Here is a 19,050-nt window from a genome sequence, read left to right on the forward strand (position 1 = left end):
CATCTGCCCGCCACCGACCGCCTGCTCTGGTGGCGGCTGATGGAGGGCGGGGCCAGTTTCCTGCTGCTCATGGTCCCCGCGACGGCGATGGGGGCGGGATTTGCGCTGGTGCTGCGCGCCGGCCGTGCGGTGGGCAGCCCGGTGGCGTTGCTCTATGGCGTCAACGCGCTCGGCGGCACCATCGGCGCGCTGCTGCCGCTCTGGCTGCTGCCCGCCTTCGGCTGGAGCGGCGCGCTCGGTGTGGTGGTGGCCCTCGGGCTGTTGATCGCTTCTGTCGCGTGGTGGTCGGCCGGGCGGTTGGCCGGCGATGGCGCGGCCGATGGCGGCGTGGATGCGTCCCGGGCACGCTCCCCGCTGTCGTGGATCGATCTGGTCGCCTACGCCGGGGTGGGGGCGGCGGCGCTGATGGTCGAGGTCGGCTGGGTGCGGCTCTACGGCATGGTGCTGCTGCGCACCGAATACCTGCTGGCGCTGGTGCTGGCGCTGATCGTCGCCGGCATCGGGCTGGGCAGCCTGCTGGCCCGCGCCCGGTGGCTGGCTTGCCGCTTCTCCTGGCTGCCGTGGATCGCCGCCGGCGGCATCCTGCTCTCACTCATGGTCTGGCCGTCGATCGGGCGCTGGGCGGGCCGGGCCGATTTCTCCAGCCTGGGGGCGGCGCTGGCCGCGCAGGGAGGGGTGCTCGCCCTGGTGCTGCTGCCGACAACGCTGGCGCTGGGGGCGTGGCTGCCGCTGCTGGCCGGCAGGCTGCGGCAGCAGGGGGGCGACACACCCCGCCGCGCGGCGCTGCTCTACGGGGCCAACAGCATCGGCGCGGCGCTGGGCGCGGTGGTCGGCGGGCTGCTGCTCGTTCCCTCGATCGGCACGCCGGCGACGCTGATCGTGGCGGCGACCCTGCTGCTGCTTTGCGCCATGCGCTGGTGCGGCCATGGGCCGTTGCGCTTCGCTTTTTTGCTGCTGCCGCTGGTCGCCGCCCCTTGGTGGCGGATGCCGCCGGCGGCAGAGCTCACCCCGGCGCTGGCCGGCACGGTCGACCGCGCCCGCTTCGAGGATGCGGTCAATGTCACCCATGTGGTGCAGCGCCCCGATGGACAGCGGCTGCTGCTGGCCGATCTGCAGCGCATGGATGCGGCCAGCGATCCCACCTCGGTGGCGGTGCAGAAGAATCAGGCGCGGCTGCCGTTGCTGTTCCACCCCCACCCCCGGCGGGTGCTCTTCCTCGGGCTGGGCACCGGCATCACCGCCGCCGGCTCGCTCCCCTGGCCGGGGCTGGAGCGCACGGCGGTGGAGCTCTCCCCCGGCGCGATCCGGGCGGCGGGCGGCTGGTTCCGGCCGGTCAACGGCGGTGTGGTGGATCGCCTGCGGATCGTCCACGACGATGTGCGCCGCTTCCTGCGGCGTGACCGGCGGCGCTACGATGTGATCGTCGGCGATCTGTTCCACCCCGACATGGCCGGACGCGGCGCGCTGCTTTCGCTGGAGCAGTTTCGCCGGGTGCGCCGGCGGCTGGCGCCGGGCGGGATCTTCGTCCAGTGGATCGCGCTCAACCAGTTCGATGTGGCCAATCTGCGGGTGATGTTCGCCACCTTCCGCCGCGTCTTCCCCCACGGGCTGCTTTTCGTCGACGGCTACCGGCTGGCTCTGTTCGCCCGACCGGACGCGCCACTGGCGCCGCCTGCCGCGCCTCCAGCCGGGGGCGATGGCGGTGAGGGGGTGGCGAGCTGGATGGCGCGGCTGTGGGGTCCGGTGCCACGGCTCGATGCCCGGCCGCAGAGCGAGTGGTGGCCGGTGATCGAGTATGCCCTGCCGCGGGCGCGCTACCGTGGCGTCGATGCGCTGGTCGGCCTCTGGCGATGGCTGCTGCGCTTCCGCGTGGCCGACCGGCAGGCGGCGGCGCTGCTGCATCTGCCGCCGGCGCGGATGGAGCGCTTCCGCCGCGCCCGGCGGGCGGCGCTGGCCAATGTGCGGGGCTGGATCGCCGATCTGCAGGGGGATGCGCGCGCGGCCGACCGCTACGCTCGCGACGCCTGGCGCTGGAATCCGCACAACCGCTGGGCCTCCTTCGCCGTCGCCGACCGGTTGATGGCGGCGATCGAGGCCGGTCGCCTGCCGCCGGGGGTGGGGCGCAAGGAGGCGCTGCGGCAGTTGCTGGCCATCAGGCCCGACCATCTGGCCGCGCTCGAGGCGATGGTTTCAGCCTCCGCCGACGATCCGCGGGCCGCCGCCCGCTGGCGGGCGCGCATCCGGCAGGTTGCCCCGCTGGCGCGACTGCCCTAGGCTGGGAGTATGTGGCGGCCCGATGTCGACGCCTACGCCGGCCGGTTGCATCCGGCGCGGCGGGCGGTTCAGCTGTTGACGCTGGCGCTGCTGGTGGCGATTCCGGTCAGCGGGCTTTTCCGTATCGATCCGGTGGACGGCGCCTTCGTCGTCGCAGGCCGCCAGATCTGGTTCTCCGACGCCTTCATCGTGCTCGGATTCTGGATCTTCGTTGCCAGCCTGCTGGTGATCTTCTATTCGTTGGCCGGCGCCGCCTTCTGCGGCTGGATGTGTCCGCAGAACACCCTCTCCGAATGGGCCAACCAGATCACCCGGAGCATGCTCGGGCGCAACGCCCGCATCATGGACATGACCGGCGACGATGTGCAGATCGCGCTCCGGCGCAGCGGCTGGCAAAACAAGGTGGCGCTCTTCCTGCTGCTGCTGGCGGTGTCGATGGTGGTGGCGCTGGTGCCGTTGCTCTACTTTTATCCGCCGTCGGCGATCTGGTCGTTTCTCACCTTTCGCGAGGATCCGCGGCTGGCCGGCTCGCTGCACTGGATCTATACCGTCTGCGTGGTGGTGGTCTTCCTCGATGTGGCGGTGATCCGCCACTTGATGTGCCGCTACATGTGCATCTACCGCATCTGGCAACACTCGTTCAAAACGCGGGACACCCTGCGCGTCCGCTACGATGCGGCGCGCGCCGACGACTGCGCCCGCTGCCACTACTGCGTCGACCACTGCTTCGTCGACATCGATCCGCGCAACACCGAGGTGTTCGACAGTTGCGTCAACTGCGGCGCCTGTATCGCCGCCTGCGACGAGCTCCACCGCCGCAGCCGCAAGCTGCAGGGGGGATCGCTGCTCCACTTCGTCATCGGCGGCGAGAAGCACCGCGGGATCCACGACACCCTGAGCAGCATCGCCACCCGCAGCCGGGCGGCGCTCGCCTTCACCATCGCCGGCGGGGCGATCTTCTTCTTCGGCCTGACCCACTACGAGCCGATGCATCTGGCCGTCTACCGCAGCGAGGCGTGGCAGGGGCGCGATCTGATCGGCTACCGCATCGAGGTGGCCAACAAGCTCTACGCCCCGATGGATGTGCGGCTGGAGGTGCGCGGATTGAAGGAGGGCGACTACACCTTGAGCGCGCGGCGGCTCCACTTCGACGGCCCCGGGCGCAAGGATGTGGCGCTGACCATGAACAAGGCGCGGTTGTCGCGGGGATTGCACCGCTTCCGGGTGGTGGCCGACAACGGGCAGGGGTGGCACCGCGGCTTTACCGCCGTCCACTATGCGGCGGGCGGATGAGCTGGAGCTGCGGGTGCCGCCTGGTCGGCGCCGTGGCGATGTCTGGTCGTTGGGACTTCACCTTCCGTTCATGTAGCGTGCGCCACGGTTGGCGATGGCGCGGGTGTTGCCTGCGATTGTTTGGTGTTTGAGGTTGTTATGGGCAAGAATCTGCTGCTCTGGCTGGTGATCGGCATGACGATGATGAGCCTGTTCAACATGTTCTCCCGGCCGGGTGCGCACGGCAGCCACCTGAGCTACAGCGCCTTCTACCACAAGGTGGAACAGGGGATGGTGGAGAATGCGACCATCGCCGGCAGCCATATCCGCGGTCAGATGCGCGACATGAACGGGGAGTTGACCACCTACGACGTGGTGGCGCCGGAGGATCCGACGCTGGCCAAGCAGCTCGTCGAGCGCGGCGTCGAGGTCGATGTGCTGCCGCCGGAGGAGGTGCCGTTCTTCGTCTCGGTGTTGATCTCCTGGTTCCCGATGCTGCTCTTGATCGCCGTCTGGATCTTCTTCATGCGTCAGATGCAGGGCGGAGTGCGCGGCGGCGCCTTCTCCTTCGGCAAGAGCAAGGCCAAGCTGCTCACCGAGAACACCAACCGGGTCACCTTCGAGGATGTGGCCGGCTGTGACGAGGCCAAGCAGGAGGTGACCGAGATCATCGAGTTCCTGCGCGATCCGACCCGCTTCACCCGGCTGGGGGGCAAGATCCCCAAGGGGGTGCTGCTGGTCGGGCCGCCGGGCACCGGCAAGACCCTGCTGGCGCGGGCCATCGCCGGCGAGGCGGATGTCCCCTTCTTCAGCATCTCCGGTTCCGACTTCGTCGAGATGTTCGTCGGTGTGGGCGCCTCACGCGTGCGCGACATGTTCGAACAAGCCAAGAAGCAAGCCCCCTGCATCGTCTTCATCGACGAGATCGACGCCATGGGGCGTCATCGCGGCACCGGCATCGGCGGGGGCAACGACGAGCGTGAGCAGACGCTCAACCAGCTGCTGGTCGAGATGGACGGCTTCGAGACCAACGAGGGCGTGATCCTGATCGCGGCGACCAACCGTCCCGACGTGCTCGATCCGGCGCTGCTCCGCCCGGGCCGCTTCGACCGCCAGGTGGTGGTGCCCCGACCCGATCTGGTCGGGCGCGAGCAGATCCTCCGGGTCCATATGAAGAAGGTGCCGCTGGCCAAGGATGTCGATCCCCGCATCATCGCCCGCGGCACCCCCGGCTTCTCCGGCGCCGATCTGGCCAACCTGGTCAACGAGGCGGCGCTCAACGCCGCCCGCTATGAGAAGGATGTGGTGAGCAACATCGACTTCGAGATGGCCAAGGACAAGGTGATGATGGGCACCGAGCGGCGTTCGATGATCATCTCCGACAAGCAGAAGCGGACCACCGCCTACCACGAGGCGGGCCATACCCTGGTGGCCAAGTGTCTGAAGAATGCCGATCCGGTGCACAAGGTGAGCATCATCCCGCGCGGTCAGGCGCTCGGCGTGACCATGCAGCTGCCGGAGGAGGACAAGCTCAACCACGACCGCGAATACCTGCTCGACCAGATCGCCATCATGATGGGCGGACGGGTCGCCGAGGAGCTGGTGCTCAATCAGAAGACCACCGGCGCCTCCAACGATTTCGAACGGGCCAGCCAGCTGGCGCGCAACATGGTGACCATGTGGGGGATGAGCGACACCATGGGGCCGATGGTCTACGGCGAGCGGGAGCACGAGCCCTTCCTCGGCCGCGAGATCACCCAGCAGCGCAACATCTCGCAGGAGACCGCGCGCAAGATCGACGCCGAGGTGCGCGCGCTGATCGACGCCAACTACCAGCGGGCGCGGGAGATCCTCGAGCAGCACATGGACGAGCTCCACCGCATCGCCCAGGCGCTGATCAAGTATGAGACCCTCGACGGGGACGATATCGACCGACTGATGGCCGGCGAGGAGATCACCCGCGATCCGCCGAAGCGGGCGGAGGTCTCCGGCGGGGCGGGCGACGCCGACGACGAGCCGGAGGCGGCGGTCGATCTGCACGCCGACGCCCAGCAGGAGGCGCCCGCGGTGGGTGATCCCGCCGACAGCGGTGAGGGAGGCGCCGGGGGCTGATGGCCCACCCCTGGCGGCGTCCCCCCGGGGGGGAGGCGGCGATCATGGGGGTGCTCAACTGCACCCCCGATTCCTTTTCGGACGGTGGCCGTTACCTGGATCCCGACCGGGCGGCGGCCCACGGCGTGGCCATGTGGCGGGCCGGGGCGCGGCTGATCGACGTCGGCGGCGAGTCGAGCCGCCCCGGCGCCGAGCCGGTGGCGGTCGAGGAGGAGCTCGCGCGGGTGGTTCCGGTGGTGGAGCGGCTCTGCGCGGCCGGTTGTCGTGTCTCGATCGACAGCCGCAAGCCGGAGGTGATGCGCGCGGCCATTGCGGCGGGCGCTTCGATGATCAACGACATCACGGCCCTCGGCGCCGATGGGGCGCTGGAGCTGGCCGCCTCCTCGTCGGTCGATATCTGCCTGATGCACATGCAGGGGACGCCGCAGACCATGCAGCGTGATCCGCGCTACCACTCGGTGGTCGACGAGGTGATCGCATGGCTGCAGCAGAGGGTGGCACGCTGCGCGGCGGCGGGGATCGCCCGCAGCCGGTTGGTGGTCGATCCGGGGATCGGCTTCGGCAAGCGGCCGGAGCACAACTGGGCGCTGTTGCGCGCGGTGGGGCGGATCCGGGAGGAGCTCGGCCTGCCGGTACTGATCGGGATCTCCCGCAAGTCGCTGCTCGCCCCTCTGGTGGAGGGGCCGCCGGAGCGGCGCGACATGGTCAGCGCGCTGGCGGCGATGGGGCCGCTGCTTGCCGGTTGCGACATCCTGCGCGTGCACGACGTGGCGCTCCACCGGCAGGCGGCGGCGATCGCCGCCCGGCTCACCCCCTGCTAGGAGGAGGGGCGCTCCCCCCCATCCCGGTCGGCGGCGATCAGCAGGCGGCGGAACCGTTCGTGCAATCGGGGGTTGGCGGCGAGGACGTCGCCCGCCTCCAGATCGAACGGCCCGCCGTGGAGATCGGTGACCATGCCGCCGGCCTCCTGCACCAGCAGGACGCCCGCGGCGAGATCCCACGGCATCAGCCCCCCCTCCCAGTAGGCGTCGAGCCGGCCGGCGGCGATGTAGGCCAGATCGAGCGCCGCCGATCCCCCCCGTCGATACCCCTCCGCCGCCCGCATGCACTGCTCCATCCGCCGCTGGAAGCGGTCGATCTGATCCAGCCGGTAGGGAGGGAGGCCGGAGGCGAAGATGGCGCGGGAGATCTCCCCCTCGCTGCTCACCCGCAGCCGGCGGCGGTTGAGCAGCGCCCCCTTGCCGGCCTGCGCCTCGAAGGTTTCGTTCAGGATCGGGTCGTGCACCACCGCCAGCAGCGGCCTGCCCCGGCGCCAGGCGGCGATGGAGACCGAAAAGTGGGGATAGCCGTGGATGAAGTTGGTGGTGCCGTCGAGCGGGTCGATGTACCAGACCACGCTCTGCGTCCCCCCTCTGCGGTCGGACTCCTCGGCGACGAAGCCGTGGTCGGGGTAGTGCTGCCGCAGTTCGTTGAGGATGATCGCCTCGGCCCGTCGATCGACGTCGGTGACGTAGTCGTGCTGCTCCTTGCGGGTCACCTGCAACCGGTCCCGTTCGTCGAAGGCGCGGGCGATCATGGCGCCGGCCTTGCGGGCGGCCCGGATGGCTACATAGAGCACACGGGACTCCTTGTCGGCGGGGGCATGGGGCCGCATGCTGGTGCGGTTCCACTTCCGGGGCAAACGGTTAGCGTTGGGGCGGGCGGAGACGAAGGGGCGCGCCTCCTCGCCGCCGGGCGGCAGCTCCATGGAGGGAGGTGTTGCGAAGGGATGGTCCTGTCATGACGCGGGAAGAGGTGGAACGGCTCAGTTTCGAAGAGTCGCTGGAGCGGCTGACCCGGCTGGTGGAGCAGCTGGAGTCGGGCAGCCTCGACCTGGAGGCGAGTGTCGCCGCCTTCGAGGAGGGGGTGTTGCTCTCCCGTCGCTGCGAGGAGCTGCTCGAAGGTGCGGAACAGCGGCTGAACATCCTGACGGAGCAGGACGGATCTCCGGCCGCCCGGTGAGCGCCGCCGCGCCGCCGCGGTCGCTGGTGACCGCCGCCCGGCGGGTCGATGTGGCGTTGCGCCGGATGCTCGATCGCCGCCGGGCGCGGATCCCCGATCGGTTGTGGCAGGCGCTCTTCTACGTGTTGTCCGGCGGCGGCAAGCGGGTGCGGCCGGCGCTCTTGCTGGCCTGTTTCGACGCCTGCGGAGGGGAGGAGGAGGATCGGAGGGCGATGCCGGCGGCGATGGCGGTCGACTGCATCCACACCTACTCCCTGATCCACGACGACCTCCCCTGCATGGACGACGACGATATGCGGCGTGGCCAACCCGCCTGTCACCGCCGTTTCGACGAGGCGACCGCCGTACTGGCCGGCGACGCGCTGCAGGCGCTGGCCTTCGAGCTGATCTGCGACTGCGAGGTTCCCGACGCCGTCCGGGTGGCGTTGGTGCGGGGGCTGGCGCGCGCCGCCGGCGGCCAGGGGATGGTGGGCGGCCAGATGCTCGACATGGAGGCGGAGGGGGCAGCCGCGATCGATCTGCCGCAGGTGGAGCACATCCACCTGCACAAGACCGGTGCGTTGCTGCGGTTCTGCTGTGAGGCGGGCGCCCTGCTGGCCGGCGCCGACGAAGAGCGGCGGCGCGGCTGCATCCGCTTCGGTGAGGCGGTGGGATTGCTGTTCCAGATCGTCGACGATCTGCTCGACGTCACCGCGACCAGCGCCGCGCTGGGCAAACGCGCGGGCAAGGATGCCGCCCGGGGCAAGGCGACCTCCGTGGCGCTGCTCGGGGTCGACGGTGCGCGGGAGCGGGCGCGCGAGATGGCGGCGCTGGCCGCCGATGCGTGCCGGACGCTGGAGGAGGGGCGGCCGGGCAGCGCGACGGCACTGATGGAGTTGACCGACTACCTGCTCCATCGGGGGAGCTGATCGGGTGTCCGAGGGGTATCCGCTGCTCGCCGCCATCGACGGCCCGGCCGACCTGAAGCGGCTGCGGCCGGAGCAGTTGCCGCAGCTGGCCGCGGAGATGCGCCGGTTCATGATCCGGACGCTGGCGCCGATCGGCGGCCATCTCGGCGCCGGGCTGGGGGTGGTCGAGCTGACCATCGCGCTGCACTACCTCTTCGACTCGCCGCGCGACCGCATCGTCTGGGATGTCGGCCACCAGGCCTACCCCCACAAGATCCTGACCGGCCGGCGTCGTCGGCTGGCCACCATCCGGCAGAAGGGGGGGCTCTCCGGCTTCACCAAGCGAAGCGAGTCGGAGCACGATCCCTTCGGCGCCGGCCACGCCTCGACCTCCATCTCCGCCGCCTACGGCATGGCGGTGGCCCGTCAGCTCGACGGGGAAGAAGGCCACGATATCGCGGTGATCGGCGACGGCGCGCTCACCGGCGGCATGGCGCTGGAGGCGCTCAACCACGCCGGTGGCGGGGAGCGCGATCTGATCGTCATCCTCAACGACAACGAGATGTCGATCGCCCCCAACGTCGGCGCGCTCTCCTCCTACCTGGCGCGGATCATCAGCGGCAGTGCCTACGGGCAGATCAAGGATGGCGCCCGCCGGCTGCTCAGCGCCCTGCCCGGCGCGCTGGAGGCGGCCCGTCGCGTGGAGGAGCACGTCAAGGGGTTGATCACCCCGGGGACGCTGTTCGAGGAGATGGGCTTCCGCTACATCGGCCCGCTCGACGGCCACGATTTCGACCATCTGCTGCCGACGCTGGCCAACGTGCGCCAACTGCGCGGCCCGGTGCTGCTCCATGTGCTGACCCGCAAGGGGCTGGGGTTCGGTCCGGCGGAGGAGGATCCGGTCACCTGGCATGGCCTGGGTCCGTACGATCCGGAGCGCGGCACGCCGATCGCCGCCGCCGCATGCCTCACCTACACCAGGGTCTTCGCCGAGGAGCTCTGCGCCCTGGCCGAGGCGGATCCGCGCATCGTGGCGATCACCGCGGCGATGCCGGGGGGGACCGGGCTGAGCGCCTTCGCCGAGCGCTTCCCCGACCGCTTCTTCGATGTGGGCATCGCCGAGCAGCATGCGGTGACCTTCGCCTGCGGGCTGGCGGTCGGCGGCAAGCGGCCGGTGGTGGCGATCTACTCCACCTTCATGCAGCGCGCTTACGACCAGATCATCCACGATCTCTGCATCCAGCAGCTGCCGGTGGTGCTCTGCATGGATCGCGCCGGTGTGGTCGGGGCCGACGGCCCCACCCACACCGGCATGTTCGACATCGCGTATCTGCGCTGCCTGCCCAAGATGACGGTGATGGCGCCGCGCAGCGGAGCGGAGCTGCGCGCGATGCTGCGTTTTGCACTCACCCTCGACGGCCCGGCGGCGCTGCGCTATCCGCGTGCCGCCGTCGATGCGGAGGCGGAGGAGCCTGCGCCCGCGCCGATCGCCCTGGGCCGCGCCGAGGTGATCGCGCGCGGTGGCGACGGGTTGCTGGTCGCGGTCGGCACCCGCTGCGCGGACGCCCGCGCCGCCTTGCGCGAGGCCGGGGTTTCGATGAGCCTGCTCAACCTGCGCTTCGTCAAGCCGCTCGATCGCCGTACCATTCTCGATCTGCTGGTGGAGGGCAAGCCGCTGGTGGTGGTCGAGGAGGGGTGCGCCCAGGGCGGTGTGGGCGAGGCGATTGCGGCGCTGGCCTTGGCCTCCGGCTGGCGCGGGCCGTTCGCCCATATGGCCATGCCCGACCGCTTTCCCGATCAGGGGCGGCCGGAGGAGGTGCTGGCGGAGCTGGAGCTCGACCGTGCGTCGATCGCCGCGCGGTTGCGCGCATTGGTCCAGGCCGGAGACGACACCGCAACGAGCAAGGGGGAAGACGAACGATGAGCATGGTCTACATGGAAGATCGACGGGTGATGGCGACGATGCTGCCGGCGGCGCGCTCCGTGTTGCGCGATCCGGATGCCTTCTTCCGCGGCATGCCGACCACCGCCCGCTATCAGCTGGGCATTCTGCTGCTCACCGCCATCACCATGGTGTCGGTGTTTCTCGCCTATCCCTTCTACGACGCTCTGCTGATGTTCCTCTACCCGGTGATCTGGGTGGGGACGGTGGTCGGCACGGTGGTGTGGGCGCACTACCTAAGCTGGGGGGTGCGCCGCTTCTCCGACGGCAGGATGGCCCCGACCAACGCCTTTTTGCTCTCCTCCTACGCCTCGGTGCCGCTCGTGGCCGCCTGGATCCCCTGGCTCGGCACGGTGGCCTTCTTCTGGTCGCTCTACCTGATGTGGCGCGGGGTGGTGGTGCGCAGCGGCATGCGTCCCGGCGTGGCGCTGGCGCTGATCGGCCTGCCGATGATCCTGCCGGTGGTGCTGTTGCTCGGCCTGCTGATCGCCTTCCCGCAGCTGCGCGCTCTGGTGTCGGCGTAGCTCCCGGCGGAGGCGCGGCTGTCACCAGCGCCGGGCCAGCCGCCGTTCGAGCCGCGCTCCCAGGGCGCCGAGGAGCTGTTCGACCCGGACCATGATCTGTGGGGTGTGGCCTGTGCGCACCCGCTGGAAGAGCCAGCCGCCGAGGGCGAGGAAGAGCCCCTGACCGAGCCACATCACCCATGGGCCCGCGCGGCCGTTGAGCACCAGCTGGTGGAGGAGGATCTGGCCGTTGTAGAGCAGCAGGATCAGGCCGATGCCCGCAAGGTAGGGGGTGGCCCGCGCGGAGCGCTTGGGCTGGATGGCGAGCGGCAGGGCGAAGAGGGCCAGGATCAGGATGGTGGCGGGAAGCAGCAGGCGGCGATGGAGTTCGGCGATCAGGTCGGGGCGGCCGGGGGTGCGCTGCAACGCGTGGCGCAACTCGGCGAAGTCCATCTCGAAGGCGCGGTCGCCCCACTGCGGCAGCTTGAGCAGGCCGAGGGCGCCGGCATCCTCGCTGATGCGGTAGCGGACGAAGGAGACGGTGCGCAGGTCGTCGCCGCTCCCCTCCAGCCGGGTGCCGTGGTGGAGGATGAAGCTCAGCCGGCCGCCGGCGCGCACCAGCTCCGCCGACTGTGCGATGTAGATCACCGGCTCGCGGTAGCGGGCATCCTCCAGCAGCAGGCCGTGCATGGTGCCGGTGGCGTCGCGCCCCTGGATGTAGACGGTGAGGTGCTCCAGGCTGCGGTCGATGCGCTGCGGCTGAAACGACGGGGCGGCCTTGAGTTTGGTGATCGCCACCAGCAGCGTTTGAAACGCCTTCTGCCCCTGCGGCATCCACTCCAGTGCCGTCCAGGTGAGCAGCAGCCAGAGCAGGATGGCGACGACGAAGAGCGGGCGCAGCAGACGCAGAGGGTCGATGCCGGCGGCCTGCAGCGCGTCGAGTTCGTTCTCCTGTTGCAGGCGGATCAGCAGATGGAGCGCGGCGAAGAAGAAGGCGATCGGCAGGGTGAGCACCAGGAAGTAGGGGGTGATCGCCGCCAGCATGGTGCCAAGCAGCGACCAGTCGATCGATTTGGCGGCGAAGAGCCCGAGCAGCTTGAGCGCGCGGCCGAGCAGCAGCACGGCGGTGACCAGCAGCAGCATGCCGACGAAGGGCTGCCACCAGAGCCGCAGGATGTAGCGATCCAGCACCATGGTCGAACGGTAGCCGGGCAGTCGGCGGCGGGGAATGGTGGGTGGTTTCGCTACGGCCTGCCGGGGCCGTTACCATGCGGCGCATGATTGACGGCTTCGCAAGAGGGCGGCATTCGCGACCAGGACGGATTTGTAAGGCGATCGAAGATCGCGCTCTTCGATCGCCGTCAAGCAAAAAGTCCATGGAGGGACTTTTTGCGGTGAGGTCATGATCGCCGTCGAGCAACAGGCCCACGGAGGGACGCGTTGCGATCTGAGCATGATTGCGACCTGGGAGCCCGACGGCGCGTTGCTCTTGGCCGATGGAGCGGGCCGGCGGCGCGTTCTGCCGGTCGAGGCGTGGCGGGATGGGGTGCCGCTTCCGGAGCAGGATGGGGGAGAGGAGGGGGCGGCGCGCGTGGTGCTCTTGCCGATCGAGCGGCTGCTGGTGCGGCCTCTCCGGTTGCCGCTCGCCCATCCCCGTTTCGTCGACGGCGCGGTGGTCGGGCAGGAGCTGGAGGATCAGGCGGGGATTGACGCCGAGGCATGGTGGCCGGCCTGGCAGGTGGTGCGCCACCGGGAGGAGGGGGTGACGGGGCTGGTGCTGGCCATGCCGGAGGCGATGCGGGCGGCGATCGCCGGGCACCCGTTCTGGTCGCATGCCTCCTCGGTCGGGTGCGACGGATGGGTGCGGCTCGCCGCCCAGCGGCTGACGGCGGGGAGGGATGACGCGACCGGGGAGGGGGATGAGGTGCAGCCTTGGCTCGATGCCGACGACGACGGCATTTTCTTCGGTTGCTGGCAGGGGGAGGGATGCCTCGGATTGCGCCGGCTCAATCGCTGTGGCGGCGCCATCGCGCACGACGCACTGGCCGGACAGGTGGTGCGATCGCTTCGGGCCATGGGATGGGAGGGTGCGGCGGCGCGCGGTCGGATCGATACGGCATGGCGCGATGCGCTGGCGGCGGCGGGGCTGGATGGGACGCCGGATGGAGTCGATCGGCTCCCCGGTCGGCTCGATGCCAATGTGGAGGCCTTCTCCGCCGTCGGTGGTGTCGGGATCGAGTTTCGCTACGGGCGCTGGGCGCCTCCCTCGTCGGCGCTCGCCCGTTGGCGCATCTGGCGCCGTCCGCTGGCGCTGGCGGCGCTGGCGCTTCTGGTCTGGTACGGGCGTGTCGAATGGGCCATCGCCGGCTACGAGCGGCAGGCGGCGGCGCTGGAGGAGCGGATCGCGCAAGCTTTTCATCGCGGTCTGCCCGATCAGACGGTGATGCTCGATCCGCTGGCCCAGTTGCAGGCGGCGGCGCGCGGCCTCTCCGACGCTCCCGGGCGTGACCGGCTGTTGCGGAGCCTGGCGGCGCTCGCCCGGGTCCACGCCAGGATGGGGTGGAAGATGCGATCGCTGCGGCTGGAGCGGGGCGGCTTCTCCATGCGTGGCTCGGTGGCCGATCTGGAGCGGCTCAACCGTCTGCGCGACATGTTGGCGCGGGAGCTCGGCCGGCCGGTGACCATCGAGGATACCGATCTGGGCAAGCGGCAGGTCGCCTTCCGGCTGCGCTGGTGAGGCGGATGGCCACGGGATCGCTCGGAGCGGACGGATGATGCGGTGGAATGTGGTGTTGCGGCGGATGCGCGATCTGCCGGCGGCGCTGTGGGCCGAGCGGCTGGAGCCCCGCTATCGGGCGTTGCAGCCGCGCGAACAGCGGGTGGTGTTGCTGGCGGTGGTGGCGCTGCCGGTGATCGTGGTGATCTTCGGTCTGCTGCTGCCGGCGCGGGATCGGCTGGAGGCGGCGCAGGCGAGGGTGGTGCAGTTGCAGCGGCAGCGCATCGAGGCGGAGCGGCTGGCCGATCGGCTGCGGCATGCCGCCCGCCGCCCGGCGCCGGAGAATGCGCTGGCGGCGGTGGAGAAGCTGGCCCGCGACCACGGCGTGCGCAGCGCCATGACCCGCATCAAGCCGCAGGCCGACTTCTCCGGCCGGCAGACGCTGCTGCTGCAGATGCGCGGCGCTCCTTTCGCCAGGGTGGTTCCCTTTCTGCGCGGTCTGATCGATGGGGGGTTGGAGATCCTGCAGGCGAAGCTTTCCGCCACGGCGGTGCCGGGGAGGGTCGATGTGCGGCTGGTGGTGGCGCGGTGAGCGCCGCCCCCTCCCCGCCGCCCTCCATGGAGGCGCCCGCCCCCCTCTCCAACCGGGCGCTGGCCATGCTCTTCGTGGCGGCGCTGCTGCTCTTCGTCCTCGGTCGGCTCGATGTCGGAGGCGGGATCGACGGTTGGCTGATGCCGCGGATCGATGCGGCGCTGGCCGGGCGGGGGATCCGGGCGGAGGGGATCGAACGCCACGGTACGGCGCTGTGGTTGCGTCGGCTCTCCTTCGCCGATGCCGCGCTGCCCCCCCTGGATCGGGTGGTGCTCCATCCGCTGTGGTGGGCGTCGCTGCGTCGGCTGCGGCCGGTGGCCGCCTTCACCCTGAGCGGCACACGGCTGAGCGCACGCGGTCGGCTGTGGCGGGAGGCGGGATGGTTGCACTTCTCCGATGTGCAGGTCGATCTGGCTGCGGCGATGGTGCAGCCGCTGTTGCCGCCATCCCTGCCGGTGCGCCTCTCCGGTCGGATTCGTTGCACCGGCGCGCTGCAGCTCGATCCGGCCGGGCCACGGCCGCGGCAGCCCGATCTGCGCTGCCGCTGGGAGGAGGCCGCCGCGACGATGGGCGGCGGCAAGCCGATGGCGCTTGGCCTTTGGCGGTTGTCGCTTACACAGGGCAAGGCCGGATGGGCGTGGCACATCGACGGCGGGCCGGAGGGTATGGTACAGGGGCGGGGCGTGGTCCATGCCACGGCCGGAGCGGTGGGCGACTGGAAGCTGGCGGGCAAGTTGACGGTCAAGGCGGGCAAGGGGGAGGCCGCCGGCCTGCTGGCCACGCTGGTCGGCCCGGGGCGGCATGAGATCGGCGGGCGCGTGGGCGCGCCGGAGCTGCACTGATTGCGTCAGGAGGGAACGATGCGCATCATCATTGTCGAGGATGAGCCGGAGGTGCGCTCGGTGTTGCGCGATTTCGTCGATCTCTATGCCGCGGAGCGCGGGCAGGAGTGTCTCGTGGAGTCGCTCGCCGATCCGGTGGAGGCGCTCTTCCGCATCTCCGACGCCCCCTGTCGCTACGATGCCATCCTGCTGGACGTGCGGATGCCCGGCATGCGCGGTGACGACATCTATCAGGCGATCGACGGGCTCGACGGCGACCTCACCGGGCGGGTGCTGTTCGTCACCGGCTACGCCCACGACCTGATCGAGCGGTTTCGCGACCGTCCGCTCCATCTGTTGACCAAGCCGTTCACCTTCGACGCCTTCTGCCGTGCGATGGATGCGGTGCTCCGGCCGTCGGAGAAGGGCTGACCGAAGGCGGGGGGCGTGACCCGGCGCTGGCCGACGCCGTCACGGCGGGAGGCACGGACGGCCGGTGTCGCCTTCTGGCTGCTCACCCTGATCATGGTGCTGGTGGTGGCCCGGGTGCCGCTGCGGCAGGTGGTGGAGCCGCTCCTTCCGGCGCCGACGACCGGTGTGGCGCTCCATCCCGCGGTGGAGGGGATGCAGCGCGCAGCCCCCGTGGAGGAGGAGCGACGGACGGTGCGTCGCGCGCCCCCCCGCCGGCGGCAGGAGCGTTCCCCGCGGCGGGCGGGGGCGACCGATGCGGAGGGCGGTGGGGCGCCGCGCCACCCGGAGCCGGCCGGACCGACGGTGGGCGACCTGATCGCGACGCTGGAGCAGCGGCCCGCAGCACCTCGTTCGACCGCCCATCGCACCGCGGCGCGGAAACCGGCGCCGCAGGCGACGCCGCGCAAGCCGAAGGCACAGCGTCGTGCGTCGGTGGTCGGCGCCGTGCCGCGTGTGGCGGGCCGACGCAAGCGGCACGCGGCCGCGGCGGAACGCTCCGCCCATGCCGCACTGGCGCGCGACGTCCGTTGGGCGGCGGCCGGCCGCCGCAAGCGGAGGCGCTCTTCGGCCTCGGGCGGGGTGATCTATCGCCTGCAGATGGCCTCCTTCCACGACCTTGCCTCGGCCCGGGCGCTGATGCGGCGGTTGCGGCGCGGCGGGTTCGATCCGATCCTGGTGCGGCGCGGTAGTTGGTGGGCGGTGCGCTCCCACCGCTACCCCGACGAGGCGTCGGCCCGTCGGGCGGCGGCGCGCCTCTCCCGCCGCTTCCACCTGCAGGTGATGGTGCGGCATGATCGCTAGCATGGCCTGCGCGGCCACGGACGGCCGCGCACATTTGGATCTTGCGTATGCAAGCGGCGGTTTTGTGCTCTGATCGAGATCTGGCTTGCGCCCGCGTGAACGGGTCGAGGCGCTGATCGCCCTGGGCGGCAACCTGGGCGATCCCGCCGCCACCCTGGCTGCGGCCGCCCGTCGTCTTGCCGCCCATCCGGACATCGATCTGCTGGGGTGCTCCGCGCTCTACCGCAGCCGTGCCGTCGGCCCCGGGGCGCAGCCTGACTACCGCAACGCGGTGGTGCGGGTGGCCACCCCGCTGTCGGCGGAGGCGTTGCTCGCCCTGCTGCACCGGATCGAGTCGGCCTTCGGGCGGCAGCGGCGGATCCGTTGGGGGGCGCGCACGCTCGATCTCGATCTGCTCGCCTGGGGTGGGCGATGTTGTGATCGGCCGGAGCTGCGGTTGCCCCATCCACGGATGATGGAGCGTCCCTTCGTCCTGTGGCCGCTGCTCGATGTGGCGCCGGGGTGGATCCATCCGCGCAGCGGGATCCCGGCCGCCGAGGCGGCCTCCCGCGTCGATGAGGGCGGCTGCCGCCGTGTGGCGCCCCCCTGGCGCTGGATGGCGCAGGCAGAAAATGCCGGCGACGGCGGGCACATCTTGCCCGATCGGGATCGAACTCCAAGGAAAACTCCATAAGAATCAGGTTCATGCCTGTTGGCACCCGCCATGCTCCCCGGCGGGCATGATGGAATCCCAATCGATCGCTACCATCTCCGGCGCGGTGGCCGGCACCGGGGCGAGCGGCGTCACCCGGACGGGGAAGGAGTCGCTCCAGGGGGGGCTCTTCGCCGTGTTGATGCAGCTCTTCGCCGCCCGGATGGAGGGGGGGGCGGCGGCCGATGGCAAGGCGGCCGGTCTGTTGTCGGCACTGTTGCACGGCGGTCACGGCGCCGAGCTGGCCGCGCTGATCGACAAGGTGGCGCGGGGGACGGCCCGCTCCTCCGATCTCGCCGCCCTCTCCGCAGGTGCCCTGACCGAGCTTCGCCGGGCGTTGCAGTTGGGTGACGGTGCGGACGGCACGGCGCTGCTCGCCGGTTTGCGCCGGTTGGTCGCCGAGGCGAAGGGGGTCGATGCGAAGAGCGCTGAGGCGAAGGCCGCCGAGGCCAAGGGCATCGAGGCGAAGGGGGTCGATGCGAAGAGCGCTGAGGCGAAGGCCGCCGAGGCCAAGGGCATCGAGGCGAAGGGCATCGATGCGAAGGCCGCCGAGGCCAAGGGCATCGAGGCGAAGGGGGTCGATGCGAAGAGCGCTGAGGCGAAGGTCGCCGAGGCGAAGAGCGGCGGGCGGACGGACGACGGCTCGTCGCTGGCCGTCGCGGTGGTGGCCGCCGGCATCCGTATGGAGCAGCACTCCCGGCCGACGACCGGCGGATCGGAGCAGATGTCGGGCGGAGAGGCGCAGGCCGGCGTGGACCGGAGTGGGGCGAAGCGGGTTCGGCGGGTCGCTGCGGCTGCGGGGCGTGATGCCGGCCGCGGTCCCGCCGCATCGGCCGGTGGCGTTGCGTCGAAGGGCAGGTCGGGCTCGGCGCACACCGAGGGGGCATCGGCACCACAGCGGAGGGAGGTGGCGGGTGATACGCCGCCGCAGCGGCATCGGCGCGCAACAACGGACCGGTCTGCGGAGGCCGGCGCCCCGGCGGATGCGCGGCGTGCGGCCGGCGGGCGTGTCGTTTGGATCGACCGGCAGGCACACTCCGCCGCGTACGGCAAGGGGGATCCGTCTGTCGCGCAAGGTACATCGGCCACCGCCCAGGTCGCCACCGGTGCCGACCGGGCGCTGGAGATGGGCGGACACCATGCGCTCGATCCCGCCGTGTCGTCGACCGGCGACAAGAGGGGGCAGAAGGCGGCCGTTGCCGCTGCGGCACAGACCGATGGCGGCACGGTGCAGGACGATGGCGCACCGGCGCTGATGCGTCTCACCATGCCGACGGCGCAGGGCGCCCCCTCCGGCGAGGGGATGGCCGCCGCCGACAAGGCGCTCCATCCGCTCCATGGCGGTCGGGGTGTGGGACAGCACGGTGCGGGTGATCAGGGCGGTCGGCAAGGGCAGTACCACCCCTCCGGCGGCATGGACGGGGGCCTTGCGGGGGCACGGGGCGATCTGCCGCCGGCGGCGCGCGGCGGGGAGTTCTCCGCCCATCTCGCCTATCGCGCCCACGCCTCCACCTGGAGGCCGGCCGAGGCGATGATGCAGATCGGCCGGGCGGCGGGCGACGGCGCCATGCGCATCGATCTGCAGCTCGAGCCGGCCCATCTGGGCAAGGTCCATGTCGCCATCCAGTCGGACGGCGCGCGCCAGGTGCAGCTGCACATCACGGTGGACAGCGCAGCCGGCCGGCTGGCGCTCGATCAGAACATGGGGCAGCTGCGCGCCGCGCTGGCCCAGCAGGGGCTCGACCTCGGCGGCCTGTCGATGGAGCTGAGCTCGCAGGGGCAGCAGGGGGGGCAGCAGCAGGAGCGCGGCACCGGTGGGTTCGGCCGCATGCAGCGCCACGCCTTCCGCATCGTCGACGAGGGCGTGCTGGTGGAGCCGGGGGGAGCAGCGGGGTTCCATCGAGACACCAGCGGTCGGCTGAGCGTGCTGGCATGACGGTTCCGTTTTCGACCAACGTTTGATCAAG

General features: G+C 70.9%; 17 protein-coding genes. 15 read left to right on the forward strand and 2 right to left on the reverse strand.

Features of this window, described 5'->3' with window-relative positions; translation table 11 throughout:
- The 4 genes from D6682_07725 to folP form a co-directional block, all read left to right on the forward strand.
- The coding region (locus tag D6682_07725; GenBank protein RMH50109.1) for a spermine synthase at positions 1-2,274 on the forward strand (2,274 nt) is incomplete at its 5' end.
- Positions 2,275-2,283: 9 nt separating this feature from the next.
- On the forward strand, positions 2,284-3,567 hold the full coding sequence (locus D6682_07730; protein ID RMH50110.1) for a 4Fe-4S binding protein: 1,284 nt from the start codon (positions 2,284-2,286) through the stop codon (positions 3,565-3,567).
- 138 nt (positions 3,568-3,705) lie between these two features.
- Positions 3,706-5,658 (forward strand): ATP-dependent metallopeptidase FtsH/Yme1/Tma family protein, encoded by a 1,953-nt coding sequence (locus tag D6682_07735; protein RMH50111.1) that lies wholly within the window; start codon positions 3,706-3,708, stop codon positions 5,656-5,658.
- Positions 5,658-6,479: a dihydropteroate synthase gene (gene folP / locus D6682_07740; GenBank protein RMH50112.1), complete on the forward strand. Its 822-nt coding sequence runs from the start codon at positions 5,658-5,660 to the stop codon at positions 6,477-6,479. Before D6682_07735 ends, folP begins: the two co-directional genes overlap by 1 nt.
- On the opposite strand, the gene D6682_07745 is transcribed toward folP, so the two are convergent.
- The gene (locus D6682_07745; protein RMH50129.1) at positions 6,476-7,276 is read right to left on the reverse strand and encodes an inositol monophosphatase; all 801 of its coding nucleotides are present in this window, start codon (positions 7,274-7,276) and stop codon (positions 6,476-6,478) included. The genes folP and D6682_07745 overlap by 4 nt on opposite strands.
- Before the next feature lie 161 nt (positions 7,277-7,437).
- Here D6682_07745 and D6682_07750 point away from each other — a divergent pair, with 161 nt between their 5' ends.
- From D6682_07750 to D6682_07765, 4 genes are all read left to right on the forward strand, one after another.
- Complete coding sequence (locus tag D6682_07750; protein RMH50113.1) at positions 7,438-7,659, forward strand: exodeoxyribonuclease VII small subunit; 222 nt, start codon at positions 7,438-7,440, stop codon at positions 7,657-7,659.
- Positions 7,660-7,724: 65 nt separating this feature from the next.
- Positions 7,725-8,567 (forward strand): polyprenyl synthetase family protein, encoded by an 843-nt coding sequence (locus D6682_07755; protein RMH50130.1) that lies wholly within the window; start codon positions 7,725-7,727, stop codon positions 8,565-8,567.
- A gap of 4 nt (positions 8,568-8,571) precedes the next feature.
- Positions 8,572-10,470 carry a 1-deoxy-D-xylulose-5-phosphate synthase gene (locus D6682_07760; protein ID RMH50114.1) on the forward strand — a complete coding sequence of 633 codons (1,899 nt, stop codon included), beginning with the start codon at positions 8,572-8,574 and terminating at the stop codon, positions 10,468-10,470.
- The gene (locus tag D6682_07765; protein ID RMH50115.1) at positions 10,467-11,012 is read left to right on the forward strand and encodes a hypothetical protein; all 546 of its coding nucleotides are present in this window, start codon (positions 10,467-10,469) and stop codon (positions 11,010-11,012) included. The genes D6682_07760 and D6682_07765 overlap by 4 nt, the downstream gene beginning before the upstream one ends.
- A gap of 21 nt (positions 11,013-11,033) precedes the next feature.
- Here D6682_07765 and D6682_07770 read toward each other — a convergent pair whose 3' ends face one another.
- A complete protein-coding gene (locus D6682_07770; protein RMH50116.1) occupies positions 11,034-12,185 on the reverse strand; it encodes a YjgP/YjgQ family permease in 1,152 nt (383 codons plus the stop codon).
- Between the two features lie 208 nt (positions 12,186-12,393).
- On the opposite strand from D6682_07770, the gene D6682_07775 reads away from it, so the two are divergent.
- The 7 genes from D6682_07775 to D6682_07805 all read left to right on the forward strand — a co-directional run bounded on the left by D6682_07775 (position 12,394) and on the right by D6682_07805 (position 19,019).
- Complete coding sequence (locus tag D6682_07775; protein RMH50117.1) at positions 12,394-13,728, forward strand: hypothetical protein; 1,335 nt, start codon at positions 12,394-12,396, stop codon at positions 13,726-13,728.
- 34 nt (positions 13,729-13,762) lie between these two features.
- Positions 13,763-14,299, forward strand: coding sequence for a hypothetical protein (locus D6682_07780; GenBank protein RMH50118.1), 537 nt, complete (start codon positions 13,763-13,765; stop codon positions 14,297-14,299).
- Entirely contained in the window at positions 14,296-15,141 is an 846-nt protein-coding gene (locus D6682_07785; protein RMH50119.1) for a hypothetical protein, read from the forward strand. Before D6682_07780 ends, D6682_07785 begins: the two co-directional genes overlap by 4 nt.
- Positions 15,142-15,552, forward strand: a complete 411-nt coding sequence (locus tag D6682_07790; protein ID RMH50120.1) for a response regulator — start codon at positions 15,142-15,144, stop codon at positions 15,550-15,552.
- 15 nt (positions 15,553-15,567) lie between these two features.
- Positions 15,568-16,392 (forward strand): hypothetical protein, encoded by an 825-nt coding sequence (locus tag D6682_07795; GenBank protein ID RMH50121.1) that lies wholly within the window; start codon positions 15,568-15,570, stop codon positions 16,390-16,392.
- A gap of 85 nt (positions 16,393-16,477) precedes the next feature.
- Positions 16,478-17,065 carry a 2-amino-4-hydroxy-6-hydroxymethyldihydropteridine diphosphokinase gene (gene folK / locus D6682_07800; GenBank protein ID RMH50122.1) on the forward strand — a complete coding sequence of 196 codons (588 nt, stop codon included), beginning with the start codon at positions 16,478-16,480 and terminating at the stop codon, positions 17,063-17,065.
- Between the two features lie 46 nt (positions 17,066-17,111).
- Positions 17,112-19,019, forward strand: a complete 1,908-nt coding sequence (locus tag D6682_07805; protein ID RMH50123.1) for a flagellar hook-length control protein FliK — start codon at positions 17,112-17,114, stop codon at positions 19,017-19,019.
- The last annotated feature ends 31 nt before the right edge of the window (positions 19,020-19,050 follow it).

Source organism: Zetaproteobacteria bacterium, assembly GCA_003696765.1.
Lineage (GTDB): Bacteria > Pseudomonadota > Zetaproteobacteria > Mariprofundales > J009 > RFFX01.

Excerpts from the sequence above, each read along its gene's own strand:
- D6682_07730 (RMH50110.1), top strand. The coding sequence starts at position 2,284 with ATGTGGCGGCCCGATGTCGACGCCTACGCCGGCCGGTTGCATCCGGCG.
- D6682_07735 (RMH50111.1), top strand. The coding sequence starts at position 3,706 with ATGGGCAAGAATCTGCTGCTCTGGCTGGTGATCGGCATGACGATGATG.
- folP (RMH50112.1), top strand. The coding sequence starts at position 5,658 with ATGGCCCACCCCTGGCGGCGTCCCCCCGGGGGGGAGGCGGCGATCATG.
- D6682_07750 (RMH50113.1), top strand. The coding sequence starts at position 7,438 with ATGACGCGGGAAGAGGTGGAACGGCTCAGTTTCGAAGAGTCGCTGGAG.
- D6682_07755 (RMH50130.1), top strand. The coding sequence starts at position 7,725 with ATGCTCGATCGCCGCCGGGCGCGGATCCCCGATCGGTTGTGGCAGGCG.
- D6682_07765 (RMH50115.1), top strand. The coding sequence starts at position 10,467 with ATGAGCATGGTCTACATGGAAGATCGACGGGTGATGGCGACGATGCTG.
- D6682_07770 (RMH50116.1), bottom strand. The coding sequence starts at position 12,185 with ATGGTGCTGGATCGCTACATCCTGCGGCTCTGGTGGCAGCCCTTCGTC.
- D6682_07775 (RMH50117.1), top strand. The coding sequence starts at position 12,394 with ATGATCGCCGTCGAGCAACAGGCCCACGGAGGGACGCGTTGCGATCTG.
- D6682_07780 (RMH50118.1), top strand. The coding sequence starts at position 13,763 with ATGATGCGGTGGAATGTGGTGTTGCGGCGGATGCGCGATCTGCCGGCG.
- D6682_07805 (RMH50123.1), top strand. The coding sequence starts at position 17,112 with ATGATGGAATCCCAATCGATCGCTACCATCTCCGGCGCGGTGGCCGGC.